Source organism: Nostoc sp. (assembly GCF_036917395.1).
Classification (GTDB): domain Bacteria; phylum Cyanobacteriota; class Cyanobacteriia; order Cyanobacteriales; family Nostocaceae; genus Nostoc.
Genome location: NZ_JBALDI010000070.1, coordinates 45,647 through 59,649, shown reverse-complemented (window position 1 = coordinate 59,649; position 14,003 = coordinate 45,647). Strand labels below are relative to the sequence as shown.

General features: G+C 42.9%; 12 protein-coding genes. 3 read left to right on the top strand and 9 right to left on the bottom strand.

The annotated features are described in order from the left end of the window. Positions 1–23: 23 nt before the first annotated feature. A complete protein-coding gene (locus tag V7K46_RS23560; RefSeq protein WP_335117358.1) occupies positions 24–2,723 on the bottom strand; it encodes a TonB-dependent siderophore receptor in 2,700 nt (899 codons plus the stop codon). Between the two features lie 102 nt (positions 2,724–2,825). Continuing rightward, on the bottom strand, positions 2,826–3,830 hold the full coding sequence (locus V7K46_RS23555) for a helix-turn-helix transcriptional regulator (RefSeq protein WP_335117356.1): 1,005 nt from the start codon (positions 3,828–3,830) through the stop codon (positions 2,826–2,828). Between the two features lie 469 nt (positions 3,831–4,299). Between V7K46_RS23555 and V7K46_RS23550 the strand changes: the two genes are divergently transcribed. After that, complete coding sequence (locus tag V7K46_RS23550; protein ID WP_298921379.1) at positions 4,300–4,761, top strand: hypothetical protein; 462 nt, start codon at positions 4,300–4,302, stop codon at positions 4,759–4,761. Between the two features lie 75 nt (positions 4,762–4,836). Here V7K46_RS23550 and V7K46_RS23545 read toward each other — a convergent pair whose 3' ends face one another. The 5 genes from V7K46_RS23545 to V7K46_RS23525 all read right to left on the bottom strand — a co-directional run bounded on the left by V7K46_RS23545 (position 4,837) and on the right by V7K46_RS23525 (position 9,060). Further along, the gene (locus V7K46_RS23545; RefSeq protein ID WP_335117353.1) at positions 4,837–5,646 is read right to left on the bottom strand and encodes a prohibitin family protein; all 810 of its coding nucleotides are present in this window, start codon (positions 5,644–5,646) and stop codon (positions 4,837–4,839) included. 527 nt (positions 5,647–6,173) lie between these two features. Then, complete coding sequence (locus V7K46_RS23540) at positions 6,174–7,043, bottom strand: ADP-ribosylglycohydrolase family protein (protein ID WP_335117351.1); 870 nt, start codon at positions 7,041–7,043, stop codon at positions 6,174–6,176. A 25-nt stretch (positions 7,044–7,068) separates the two neighbouring features. Next, complete coding sequence (locus V7K46_RS23535) at positions 7,069–7,617, bottom strand: NUDIX hydrolase (protein WP_335117349.1); 549 nt, start codon at positions 7,615–7,617, stop codon at positions 7,069–7,071. A gap of 68 nt (positions 7,618–7,685) precedes the next feature. Beyond that, positions 7,686–8,201 (bottom strand): 2-amino-4-hydroxy-6-hydroxymethyldihydropteridine diphosphokinase, encoded by a 516-nt coding sequence (gene folK / locus V7K46_RS23530; protein WP_335117347.1) that lies wholly within the window; start codon positions 8,199–8,201, stop codon positions 7,686–7,688. A gap of 733 nt (positions 8,202–8,934) precedes the next feature. After that, positions 8,935–9,060 carry a hypothetical protein gene (locus V7K46_RS23525; protein ID WP_335117345.1) on the bottom strand — a complete coding sequence of 42 codons (126 nt, stop codon included), beginning with the start codon at positions 9,058–9,060 and terminating at the stop codon, positions 8,935–8,937. Between the two features lie 5 nt (positions 9,061–9,065). Between V7K46_RS23525 and V7K46_RS23520 the strand changes: the two genes are divergently transcribed. Continuing rightward, positions 9,066–11,312 carry a transglycosylase domain-containing protein gene (locus V7K46_RS23520; RefSeq protein WP_335117343.1) on the top strand — a complete coding sequence of 749 codons (2,247 nt, stop codon included), beginning with the start codon at positions 9,066–9,068 and terminating at the stop codon, positions 11,310–11,312. 173 nt (positions 11,313–11,485) lie between these two features. Further along, positions 11,486–11,713 carry a photosystem II assembly protein Psb35 gene (gene psb35, locus V7K46_RS23515; RefSeq protein WP_273763011.1) on the top strand — a complete coding sequence of 76 codons (228 nt, stop codon included), beginning with the start codon at positions 11,486–11,488 and terminating at the stop codon, positions 11,711–11,713. 145 nt (positions 11,714–11,858) lie between these two features. Here the strand turns inward: psb35 and V7K46_RS23510 are convergent, their stop codons facing one another. Continuing rightward, positions 11,859–12,281: a tellurite resistance TerB family protein gene (locus V7K46_RS23510; RefSeq protein WP_335117595.1), complete on the bottom strand. Its 423-nt coding sequence runs from the start codon at positions 12,279–12,281 to the stop codon at positions 11,859–11,861. 57 nt (positions 12,282–12,338) lie between these two features. Next, a complete protein-coding gene (rsmB, locus tag V7K46_RS23505; RefSeq protein ID WP_335117341.1) occupies positions 12,339–13,838 on the bottom strand; it encodes a 16S rRNA (cytosine(967)-C(5))-methyltransferase RsmB in 1,500 nt (499 codons plus the stop codon). Between the last annotated feature and the right edge of the window lie 165 nt (positions 13,839–14,003).

Here is a 14,003-nt window from a genome sequence, read left to right as displayed (position 1 = left end):
CTCCCACACTATTCCTGATCTGATTAGAACTCCCAGGAAACCGTTCCTTGTACAGTCAGCGGCTCTCCTGGATAAACGGTGAGGTCACGTTGAGCTGATGCATAATAATCAATATCAAACAGATTTCTAATGTTGAGCGCTACTCGTAAATTATTTCGCTCATAGAAAACAGCAGCATCAGTGCGTAAATAGCTGGGTAACTCGAACGTATTTGCTAAGTCTCCCTGACGATCGCCAACGTAGTATAGTCCTAAACCAAACCCCAAACCTTGCAAGTCACCTTGAGTAATTTTATAGGTCGTCCACAAGGTAAAGGCGTGTTTCGGTACATTATTCAGGATGTTGTGAACAAACTCAGCATCGGTATCTTTTGTGACGCTAGCATCAGTGTAGGCATAGCCCCCAATAATGCTCAATCCGGGCAAAATTTCCCCACCAATATTTAGCTCAATTCCTCGACTTTTTTGCTCGCCTGTTTGAATAGACTCGCCAGGATTGTCTAAATCGTCAGTCAGCACGTTAGAACGAGTCAGATTGTAAAACGCTAGTGTTGCCGAGACTTTATCACTCAAATCTGTCTTGATGCCTACCTCGTATTGAGTGCCTTCTTCTGGCTGGAATAAACTGTTATCAAAGGTTGTACCAATAACTTGTTGAAATGAGCGGCTATAGCTGGCGTAGAGCGAAATTGCTGGGATGGGCTGGTAGACAATCCCAACGCGAGGGCTGAAGGCTTCGTTTTGTTGAAAATCATTATTCGACGAGTCTATAAAGTCTTCATATGTTTGATTAACAATATCGAAACGACCACCTAGCAGTAACTTGAGATTATTGAAGAGCGCGATTTGGTCTTGAAGATAAAAGCCTAACGAGTCCGATGTCGTTTCATCATCAGATGGTCCATCAATAATCGCTCCTAGCGTCTGAGTATATATTGGATTGAACAAATCAAGTGGCGCAATGGAACGATCAATTTGTTGACCCCCAGCAACCTCCCTGAATAAATCAAAACCAGCTACTATTTGGTGCTGAATGCTGCCCGTCTTAAACTTGCCAACAACGTAATTATCTAAAGAATAAGTGTTATCGTAACCTCCTGCTGGGAACGTTCTCACAGTTCTTGACAACAAGCGCCCATCTTCTGACAGAGAGGTGGGAAGGATATATATCCGGTTGTTGGGGTAGTTAGAAAGCGAAGCTTGAAAGGCATTTCGGACTTGCCAATCTTCGTTGAAGCGATGCTCAAAATTATAGCCAACTCGCAAGACGTTACGGTTGTTCCCTGACACTGAGACATCAAAAGGTTCTCCAATATTGCGATTCCGGGGAATTTGACCATTTGGATTAGAAAGCACAGTCCCTCTAGCTGGCAAACCGGAATCATCTGGTTGCTGAGTTGCTAAGTATTCAGATTCAAATGATATCTTTGTATTCTGATCAATTTGCCACGTTAAGACGGGTGAAACAAAGTAGCGCTGTCTTTCAAAAAAATCGACGAAACTTGCTGAAGTTTCCGCAGCTGCGTTCAGGCGATATAGTAGTTTTTTATCCGAAGTTAATGGCCCAGATAAGTCTAAAGAACTCCGATAAAAATCAAAACTGCCAACTGAAGCTTCCACTGAGTAGTAAGGCGAACTTAGGGGCTGTTTTGTGACTAAATTGACAGTGCCTCCGAGCGAACCTTGACCGTACAGAACCGAAGCAGGCCCTTTGAGAACTTCAATACGCTCTAGGTTGGCAGTCTCAGAAGGAATACGGCTACTTGTTCTTTCTCTCAGACCATTCCTCAAAATGGCATCACTGTTAGGGGTAAAGCCTCGGATGATCGGTACATCGAATACATTACGGGTCGTACTAGCCGGTTCTTGGATACCACTGACGTTTCTTAACGCATCACTGACGCGGGTTATCCGTTGCTCTTCAATCAACTGTCGAGGGATAACTTGAATCGACTGGGGAATATCGCGCAGAGGAGTGTCAGTCTTGGTAGGAGTTGAGGAATCTTCTACGCGATATCCATCTTGCTCACCCGTCACTACCAATTCAATCGGTTCATCACCCGATGCTGATGGTTGAGTTGGTTGTGTCTCACTTGTTGGCTGATTTAGTTGAGGTGTTGGTTGCGTTTGTGATTGTGCTGGTGGTTGGCTAGAAGCAGCCACACTCGCAACGCTAAAAATCAATCCCTCATTCGGACTGTCAAACAATTCAACAGTTGGGACACCCGCTTCACCCTTCACCGTTACCCGGATAGTGTTGGCATCAAAATTAGTGACCGTTATCCCAGTAATACCTGCAATTGGTTTGTCTGAGCGAAAAGTGAAAGACTCGCCACTAGGTAAACGTAGTTGCGCGTTAAAAATATCAACAATAAAGCTATTAGCTGCACTACGATTTGTGATTTGCAACTGTTCCCCAAGGGAAGTCTGTAAAATCACCTCCACACCTTTATCTGTGGGATTGGCTTTAACTGCTGTAATTGGTACAACTTGAGTTGTAGGTGCTGGCGACTGCACTAGTAATTGTTGAGCGCTAGTGCTGGGACGCTCTATCTCACTAAGTTGGCGAATCTCTCTAATAGAAGAGGAATTGCGTAGTAGGGATGCCACAGATTTATTCTGTACCTCTTTTTTGGGTACAACAGTTGCAGCTGTACTGATTGTACCCCAAAGCCAAACAGAACTCGTTAGTAATAAAATCTTCAATAACAATTTTTGTTTCATTTCACTCGTTGCCCCACGCCAGAATCAAGCAGGAATCTTTCTCAACAAACACTATCATTAATCTAGTGCGATGAGAAAGCCTAGCGGGAGTTTTTTTGGTCGTTAGAAGGAATGTTTGCATTGCATTAAGTACTCTTTAGGGTTGATGCCAAATTTCTTCCTAAAAGCAGCAGCAAAGTAATTCCGACTGGCAAAGCCGATTTTTTGGGCAACTTCACTCACCTTCATTTCCCCAGTTTCCAGCAATTGACGCGCCTGTTCTAAGCGGTAATCGTGGAGATAAGCAAACAATGGTTTGCCGAATACCTGTAGAAATCCGCGCTTAAGTGCATATTCATTGAGTTTGACTAAGCGTGCCAGTTCTGCAATAGAAGGTGGATTGTCCATCTGTTGCAATAACAAGTCTCTGGCATAGAGAATCCGCTCTAATGTTCCCGACTTCAGCGGCTTCTGTGTCCGGCTTCCCATGTGAATTTCTGCTTCTTGCTCCAGCAGCAGTGCTAACAGTTCCAGCACTTTGCCTTCCAAGTACGTGCGCTTAATGATACCCTGATAAGGACAATGCAATATACGCTGCACATTATATTGCATCATCGGAGTCATGACGTTGGAGCGAAAGTGGTAAGGTTGCTCTGGCTCACGCATCAAGTGTTGCAATGCTTTTGGTAGTTCCCCAGAAGAATTGCCGATAAAGGACTGCAACAGTTCTGGTTCTAAATGCACACCCACCAAAAGTTGGCGTCCTTGTGAAAACTCATCTTCTCCTTTAATAGCCATACCACTGCCGAAAAAACCGTACTGTCCGGCTTCCGTCTGATTAACTGCCCAAAGAGAGCTTTCCATCCACTGTCCTGAAAGCATAAACCAAAACTCCAGAGGATGTGGACGGTCAATGCCTTGTATTATCAGATTGTCATGGCGCTGATAGCTCTCAATCTCCAACACCAAGTTTTGTCGCAATTCAACTCGTCGAGAATATCCTTCTCCCAATGCCTGGGGACACTTGCAGGTGATATCTAACTCATCATCGGGGTCATTGCTTTGTCGGGTTTGGTCAACTTCTTGCCAGAGTTCCTCATGTGCCTGTGCTGGAATAATAATGGTCATAATTAATCAAACTAGAATTTATTGAGATTAATTATCACTATTTCTTTAACCCTACACAAGTTAGATGACTGACTTTTCGCTACGGCTGGCTGTGACGCGTCATATTTCAAAGCATCATTCATTCTTACCATCACAACTCAGTATAAAGCAAATTTTATACTTTATACCTTGGATAATTTATAGTGTAATTACTATTGACAAAACGGAATTTATCTTAATTTTTCACCAATGCTGAAGGACTAACCCAGATTCTGCAAGAAGCGATCGCACTCATGCGCCTCTGGTAGAAATCAGTTATTGTTAAGTTGTAGCTGAGTTAAACTTAAATTTTGCTTTTTACTATTTTGCTGAAACTATGCAGTGGTAAAACTTTCAGCATCAAAAAGTCAAAATGTTATCACTCCTGTACTAGACTTTGATTTAATTTATATATTAAACTACACTAAGACGAGAGGAATAGTGGGTTTTTATGGAAAGCGTCCAAAACGTTAGTCAAGAGTTGAATGTAACAGGAGACACAACTCTGGAGGACTTACAACAATCTACTCCAGAAGAGTTCAAAAAAGACATTTTCAAAAAACTCAGAGGTGGATTTTTTCTGGTACTGGGATATTTGTTGTCACCACTATGTTGGTGGAATGACCTACTATTCAATCTGCCAATAGCTTATGCTTTTGGGTATGCATGTAGTTTACTTTCCCCAAAATTACTTCTACCTTGTTCAATTATAGGGTACTGGCTCTCTAATATTGTGGGAATTCTCTTGATGCAATTCGGTTCTAAGGACATTTTTCAAAAAGAACCTCAAGAGCATAACCTAAAAAAAGAATTATTCACGGGTCTAATTTCTTCAACAGCTTATACCCTGTTGATTATACTATTGATCCAGTTGAAGATTCTCGATTCTCCCATTTTATTCTCCAACGGTTAATAAGGAATCGGTTGTAGGGGTACACATCTGTGCGCCCCTATGTCTTATTTAGCAAATATTTCGTGAAAAAGAATATCACTTTTCATCAAATTTTAAAAGTTCACTTAAATTCAACAATTTTGGAGTTTCCTTACTTACAATTAATGGCAGCTTCCCATTCCATTTTTCTATTGCTTGCCTTTGCAGAATTTCTGGAGTTAAACCGTCACGTAATAATCTGTGCGCCTCAGCCTCTCCTTTAGCTAAATTGACTTTTGCCTCTGCCTCTTTTGTTGCTTTCAGTGCGATAAACTCTGCTTGTTTTGCTTCTTGTTCAGCAATCTGCTTCGCTTCCACCGCTTCACCAAATCGTTCTGAAAAATGGACATGAACTAAAGAAATATCATCAACTCCAACGTGATAGCTACCCAGTCGTGTGGACAATGCATCATCTACTCCACCTTTGACTTCTCCTCGTTTAGTAATAATTTCTTCAGCAGTATACTTTGCCATTACTGCTTTTAGTACTTCTTCAACTGCTGGGTTAATAATCCGAATCACTACATCTTGTTCATCGCCAATTTCTTGAAAAATGGCATTTGCTTCCTGGGGAATAATATGCCAATTGAGAGCGACATCGGTGAAAACATTTTGTAAATCTTTGGAAGAAGCCTCAGCAGAAATTTCCTGTTTTTGGACTCGAATACTCAGCTTTTTCACAGTATTGACTACAGGAACAATTAAGTGAAGTCCTTCTCCTAATATCTGGTTTTGGACTTCACCAAATTTCATCAATACACCACGTTCGCCTGCATTTATAATCACACAAGGCGTGAGAAAGATAGTTATCAGGAACAAAAGAGCAGTCAGTTTACCGGCACTGTTAAAAGTTGTATTTTTTCTCATCTGTATGAAACATGTATGCGTCTGGCATAGAGACACATATTTAGGAATTGTAAGCTTCTTCTGGTCATCCTCTTATAACTTTGGCTCTAAGTCAATTTTCATGTAACTCTAGCCAAGGTAACAAATCAGTATTACCAATAAGTAGCAAGTCCCTGACTGAGCAGTTAATCTGTTCAATGTACAGGCATATAGGTAAGCTACCAATGTGTACTTTACTACCCAAACTTTGAGATAGTGAAGGTTAAGGTAGCTTTATGTTTACCTAAATCACTGTAATAATATCGAAAAACCGTAGTATTTGAAAAGGTAAGTTTGCCCTTAATTGAATAAACCAGTAGAGCCGTTACACTGTTAATAATCAGAAAACGTGCCCAGATGCTTCCCCAATCATAGAGAATATGATAATTGATGATATAAATTTGTCAGGAAGCAATGGGAGCAGCAATGACAGTTTTTGAAGGCTATATGCGACAGTATCTTTATGATAAATGGATAGAGGTGCAACGCTCGCAACCCATGTATTACATTTAGCTCATCTTTTTGTTTACTAAACTCATCAGCTGCTTATCCAAGCTGATAAGGTAATCTCTACCGTAAGCTCCATTCTCTAAGCCTGTAACGAGATGATTGGGAATGTCTTGTCTAATTTCCTCGCTACAAGAACCAGCAGCTAGGGCGTAGGCGTAGCCCGTCGTAGACATCGCAGCTACTGTATCCACATCCCCAGTAAAAGCGATACAATCTTGTAAAAGTTCGCTCATAGTGTCATTTCGTATCACCGCAGTAATCGCTGCCCTGACACTCATCCAACCTTTAGACTTGACTTTACCTTCCCACGGTTTAGACCATTCTCCAGATACATAACCTTCTAGAAACTGTCCTAATTTGCGTTTTGCTCCCAGTCGATAGATAAAATAATGTGACATCAAAGCAGCCGCAACCGCAGCATTGATCCCATCAGGTGTATTGTGGGTAATTGCCGCTTGAATTGTTGTCGCCTCAATGACTTTCTCTACTGTAGGATAAATACCTATGGGCGCTGCACGCATTGCTGCTCCACTTTTATCGCTGTCAGGGCGAATTCTGCTTAAAAACTCTTGCCCATCCTGAATTCCTACTAAAAAATAGTAGAAATTTGTAGCATAACCCTCTCTAGGGTCGCGTTTAAAGGCTTTAACAAAACTATCAGCTAAAACTTCTGGTGTCCAAGGCGCTTGAGCAACAATCACTTCCGTAATGGCAATGCTCATCTGCGTATCATCAGTGTAGTTGCCAGGGATGAGTCGAAAACGCGGGTGTTCGACGTATCGACTCAAATCGTTGTTAACGATTATCTCGTCACCATATTCAAAACCTGCACCGTAGGCATCTGCGTAGGCGTAGCCCGCCGTAGGCATCGCTAACTCTAGCAGCATATAGGTATTAGACTAAAAACGGACGCGCCAGAAAGAAGCTAGAAACTGATTTAGCATCTACCAACTCTCCTTCCAGAATAGCTTTCTCTAATTCTTCGGGAGTCAAAAACACAGTTTCGATATCCTCGTCTCCATCTTGTGGTGGTGGTGTCTCCAGCTTTTCTAAATCTCGCGCCAGAAATGCATAGATAATTTCATCAGAATAACCAGGCGCTAGGAAAAATTCACCTAGTTTGTCCCATTTTTGGGCACTATAGCCAGTTTCTTCTTCAATTTCACGCTGTATCGTTTCTAGGGGATCTTCATTTGGTTCTACAGTTCCCGCCGGAAATTCTAATATCCGTCCTTGAATTGCAAAACGATACTGGCGCACGAGTACAAGTTTACCCTCTGGCGTCACAGGCACAGCTAGGGCACCACCAGGGTGACGAATACATTCCCATTCTCCTTCCGCTTTATTAGGCAAACGCAAACGATTAACTTCAAAATCAAACTTGCGTCCTTTATAAAACAAGCGTTGTTTCAGCAGTTGTGGTAATTCTCTACCTAATGGCATAGTTAAATCTGATTATCTGTGAATACAGAGGTAAAATCAGCGTTCTCCTGTGTTTAAGGATGGTAATTTTAATTGTCCATCAATAAATGTACATCAGAACAGTCTACTTCTTTGAGCAGTTCTTTAATAACACACCCAGAAACTGGTTCTACCCAATCTGAGGCAATTTCTGCCAGTGGTACTAGCACAAAGGCCCGATCTCGCATTCGGGGATGGGGAATCTGGAGGTTTGGTGTATCCACAATCAAGTCATCATATAATAACAAATCCAAATCCAGGGTTCGTGGTCCCCAGCGTTCCTGACGCACACGCCCAAATTGTTGTTCAATTCCTAACAAAGCTTCTAATAACTGCTGGGGTAGCATTTTTACTTGCAATGTGACGCAGCCATTTAAGTAATCTGGCTGCTGTGGCCCTACTGCTTTGGTTTGATACCAACTTGATCTAGCTTCTAAAAGAATACCTGGCGTTTGGACTAAAGTTTCGATAGCTGCTTCTAAAATTGTCTGTGAATCGCCGATATTACTACCAAGGGCAACAGCGGTTCGTCTGGGCTTTGCGTAGGCATAGCCCAACTCAGGCATCACACTCTCCTTAAGTAAGCTGTTTTCGGGCTGTCTTTGCGGATATTCAGAAAATGTCAATAGTTTTTATATTTTTAAAAATTATGATAATTGCAGTAGTTTCACAAAACTCAATCTAATATACATTATTCTATAGTAAGTTTTGTTAAGTATTTTATTGATCAAGCGTAGCTATCTAGCCTTTCCCACTCGTCTTAACTAAAGCTCAATTGATAAACTCTCGGTCTTTTTTTTTTGATATGGTAGCTAATTTCGACTACCATTTACTGTAGCAGGAAAGGTAATCAACCTATTTAAAAACCTGATTTATGTTTAACATGCAGACGCCGCACCTTGACAATTAAATCTATGGGGTTCTACTTTGCTGTTCTAGTGGCTTGACAATTTTTGTTAAGCAGCCTGAAAGTAGATAAAAGATTTACAGGAACTAGACGACTGGCACTTAACTCAAATCAATTTTGGAGTAATCCGACTACCGAGGGGCACTCGGTAAGTAACGCTTAGAGAGAGAACCACCTCTGGTGAGAGTACCGCAAGTTGCTCTAATTAAATGGACTCGTTGAACTAAGAATCTCCGTGGCTTGAGCCAGGAGAGTGTCAAAATAATACAAAGGTGGTGCTATAACCCCAAAGTTGATTGATAGTAGTTAAGTAGTTACGACTTTAGATAAAGAAATGAACGTATAAAAGCTTACTTCGTGCTTGAAGCAAAAACCAACTAATTAGAGTGACTCTAATCGGGAGGAACCGCGATCGCCGCTTGGTAATCATCATCAACACGAAGAATCCACAATTGAGATACTACGAGCACATCTGGCGCAGGCAAGGCAGTTACTGAGCAAAATGAAAATTTTACCATCTAAAATGAAGACCAATCAGGCAACTGGCGGTAAACCGCTTTATCGTCGCTTATGGTTTTGGGTAGGCTTGGGTGTAGGTGGTGGGATAGTAGCTTTCATCTACGGCGTCAGTCTAATAGATCGCACTTTGCCAGATAAGGCCGAGCTAAACGCCGTGCTTAGAGAGCAAACACTGACCATTAAAGCTGCTGATGGAAGCATATTACAACAACAAGGTGAAGCCACCAGAGAACAGCTAAAACTAGAACAAATACCAGATAATTTAAAAAAAGCTTTCATCGCCTCAGAAGATAGAAGATTTAAGCAACACAACGGATTTGATCCTCAAGGAATTGTGAGAGCGAGTTTGAATAATTTGCGATCGCAAGGTGTGGTAGAAGGTGGTAGCACCATCACCCAACAGCTAACGCGGATTCTCTTCCTGAAACAAGAACAGACAATCTGGCGCAAACTCAAGGAAATCCGCCTCGCCCAAAAAATGGAGCAAGAATTAACCAAAGATCAGATTCTAGAGCGTTACTTGAATCTGGTTTACTTGGGAAATGGAGCTTATGGTGTAGCAGATGCAGCCTCGGTATACTTTAGTAAATCGCCAGATCAACTGTCACTCGCCGAAATGGCAACGATTGCTGGATTAGCTCCTGCTCCTAGCTTGTACGCCCCCAACAAGAATCCAGAAGCTGCAAAACGGCGGCGGGACTTGGTATTACTACGGATGCAGGAGGATAAAATAATTACGCTAGAGCAAAGGCAGGCAGCAGTTCAGGAGCCACTAACCCTGAAAAGCAGTTTACCCAAGCGAGTGCAAGTAGAATCACCCTACTTTACCAGCTACATCCAAAAAGAATTGCCGAAGTACGTTTCTCCTAAGGTGCTAGCAAGTGGGGGTCTAGTAGTGGAAACTACGCTGAATCCAACTTGGCAGAAGGTAGCAGAAGAAGCAGTTGCCAAAACGCTGCGAAATCAAGGACGCTGGGAGAACTTTAAGCAAGGATCAATGGTTGCCATTGACCCCCGCAGCGGTGAAATTAAGGCAATGGTTGGCGGAAAAGACTTTGGTAAAAACCAGTTTAATCGGGTTACTCAGGCACAGCGGCAGCCAGGCTCGACATTTAAAGGGTTTGTATATGCCACTGCGATCGCTAGCGGTAAAAGTCCCTACGATACCTATGAGGATGCACCCATTGTTATAGATGGCTATGAACCGAAAAACTATGGTAAAAACTTCCACGGCTCAATGGACATGCGAGATGCTCTCACCCGCTCTATTAATATTATTGCGGTGAAGGTGCTGATTGATGTGGGATTTACGCCAACGATTAAACTTGCCCATGATATGGGGATAAAATCTGAACTCAAGCCCACCTATTCTTTGGCTCTCGGCTCCAACGAAGTGAATTTGCTGGAATTGACTAGCGCTTACGGCAGTTTTGCCACCCAAGGATTGCATACAGAGCCTCATGGTATTACTCGCATTCTCAACCGCCAAGGCAAAGTAATCTGGTCAGCTAATTTCCCGTCTCAACGCGCCCTTGACGCTGACAGTGCCGCCATCATGACTTGGATGCTACGCAACGTTGTAGAAGCCGGGACTGGTGGTGCTGCTCAGTTAGATAATAGACCAGTTGCAGGCAAAACCGGCACCTCCGACGAAGCCCGTGATTTGTGGTTTATTGGCTACATTCCCCAGATGGTGACAGGGGTGTGGCTAGGTAACGATGACAACCACCCCACAGACGGCAGCAGTAGTAGCGCCGCTTATACTTGGCATGAATTTATGGAAAAAGCGGCAGAGGGGATGCCCGTAGAAAAGTTTCCCAAACGACCCAAGTTAGAAGGTCGCAAAGGCACTATCAAAGCCCAGTCCATCAAGCCCAAACAAGTGCTGAATCATTCTATTTCTGATGATGATGACTCAGAAGGGGAAAGTTCTACAAATTCTAATTCTGAGGATAGTGGTTCATCTAGGAGACGTAGAAATAGGAGGAGCTATTCTGAAGAAGAACAGCAATCTAGGGATTATACCCCAAGACGGAGAAGGCGCGATCGCAGCGAAGAATCAAGTTCCAGTAACTCTTCCTCAGAATCATCTACTCCACGGCGGCGATCTAGAAAAGTAGAATCTGATTCTTCTTCTCCCCCGCCTCGAAGAACTCGGCGATCGTTCTCTCCTGCAAATAGTTCAGGTTCTTCAGGTTCTTCACCGTCACAGCCATCCTGGCGGGATAAACTTAGACCGTCTCATGAATGAGGAGTTGGGTATTGAGCATTGAGTATGGAAGTAAAAATCCTGCTCTTTGTGTCCCTGCGTCCGCATTTCTGTGCAATATCAAGTTGCTTAAACTTAACTACAGGGGGATGTTACGTGATACGCTCATTTGATAATGTGTTAGCTACTCTTATTTAACCTTGGAGAATATACTCATGCATTTATTTATGCAGACAGCAGCACCAGGCATAGATGCTGCTCCTCATTTTCCCTTGGCTTTTACCTTGGTGTATGTCGTTGGTTTTATTGCTGCTGTAACCATTGGTTCAATAGCTTGGTACAACTCAAAACGCCCCGCAGGTTGGGAAAGCAAAGAGCGTCCTGATTTTGTGCCTAAGGTTGATAAAGAAGAGACTCCGGGTCTGGGTGAACCCAAGCCATAAGCAGTAATGAGTGATGAGTACTGAGTGCCGAGTGCTTAGTTGTGAGTGCCAAACGTAAAAATCATCTATCTACAGACGTGAATCGCCTCTTGTCAACTCATAACTTCTAACTCTTAACTCATAACTCATAACTCATAACTCCATGTTAGTTTTGCACTTCAACCCAACGGCGGTAAAGCTTTTGAATTTGTTTTAAAAGTTTAGTCTGAACTGGTTGAGTTGAATCATGTGATTTGGCTATATCTTGCAATTCCGTTAGGAGTCTGGCTTCTTCAACGGCAACTTCACCATCGCTATAAATTAAGCCACTGATGGCTTCAATCAAGTTTTCACAATCTTCAAGGCTGGGGCGATCGCCTAAATACTCCTGCACCCAGTCATAGCACTCTTTTGGTTGTACAGGAACTAGTTCGTACAGCCAAGGTTTAATTTCTGGATCGTTAGCCAAACCCTTTGCTTGAGCTATTTCACGCAGATATTGCCGTTCTTCTGGCTGGATTCTGCCATCGATCCAGGCTGCTCCAATCAGGATTTTAACTAAGTTTTTCACATTGTCAGGGGTAACCATTGCTGCCTCCTCTGGTAGATTCATGCCTCCATCAAATCGTACAATCCCAAACAGTATTCACTCGGAATTATTGGTTTTTCTTAAGCGCACCATAAAAAAGCCATCCATGTCCTGTCGATGGGGCCAGACTTTAAACCAACCTTGAGGCATGGTACGGGCAGAATCAGGGAACTCAAAGCCGATGGGAGACTCAATTTGCCAATCAGGTGACTCAGCTAAAAATGCCGAAATCAGTTGTTCATTTTCTGCTAGATGCAATGTACAGGTGGCATAAACTAGTACACCACCAGGTTTGACAAAAGTAGATGTATGTGTTAATAATTCTTTTTGTAGCAGCGAAAGTTCTCGGACAGATTCTGGTGTCTGTCGCCAACGAGCATCAGCATGACGGTGCATGGTTCCCAAACCAGAACATGGAGCATCCAGTAGTACGCGGTCTGCGGTGTTTTGAAATTGGGCAAAATGACGACTGTCACCAGTGTAAATTTGAATAGATTGTAAATTCAGCCGTTGAGAATTTTCTTGGAGTTTGCGAAGACGAGAAGGAGTGCGATCGCAAGCCCAAATTTTCCCTTTATCTGCCATTAATTCAGCGATGTGGGTTGTTTTACCCCCTGGTGCAGCACAGGCATCAATTACCACCTCACCTGGTTGGGGGTCGAGCAAATGACTTACCAATTGGGCACTACTATCTTGTACAGTCCACCAACCCTCTTTGAAGCCAGGTAGTTTTTGAATTGACCCAGCACTACCAATTAATCGTAAAGCTTGGGGTAAATGAGGAATCCGTCTCACCAAAATACCAACAGATTGCAAAGCCGCCTCAACTTCCTCAATTGAAGTGCGAAGAGGGTTGATACGCAAGTCAATTGTTGGTGATTGGTTCATCCATTCACATAATTGTTCTGTCTGGGCCAAACCCAGTTGTTCTAACCAAACTTGAATAATCCAGTCAGGAAAGCTGTGTAAAATCCCCAAGCGTTCCACCTGACTTTTAACGTCATCTGAAAAAGTTAACGCCAAACCTAACCCCTTAGCCCCCAACCCCACAAGGGTTGGGGGAGAATTCAAAGCCTTTCCCCTTTTAGGGGAAAGGTTTTCCAGATCGGATGAATTGTCAAAGCGTTCCACTAGATTCTCTGGAAGTTGTAACGGATCTGCCTTTATCTTTTCTGCAAGGCGGATGTACTGGCGTAATAGACCGTTAACAAAACCCGTGAGTCCAGAAAAACCGTTTTCTTTAGCGAGTTGGACGGTGGTATTAACAGCAGCTGAGGCGGGAATACGCTCTTGATAGCGCAGTTGGTAGAAGCCCAGATGTAAGATGGTGCGGAGGTCTTGTGGTTGTTGATCAGATTTCTTTTTAGCGAGTTGATCGATAAGACTATCAAGAGTGCGCTGCCTTCTGACGCTCCCATAAACCAATTCTGTCACCAAGCGGCGATCGTTATCAGCCAAATTAACTTTTTGCAGCACTCTATCAAGGGCAACATCAGCATAAGCCCCCTTGTGAACATCTCGCAGGGCGATAAAAGCTAGTTGACGGGGGTTTGTCATGGAAACATGAGTCAAGAGGCTTTTGTATTTTAACTCTGCCAATTTTAGATTTTGGATTTTGGATTTTAGATTTTTCCTTCAATCCAAAATCTAAAATCGTTCGACTGAGCGTAGCCGTTCGCGTAGCGTTCCGCAGGAAAGTCTAAAATTCAAAATAGAATGACT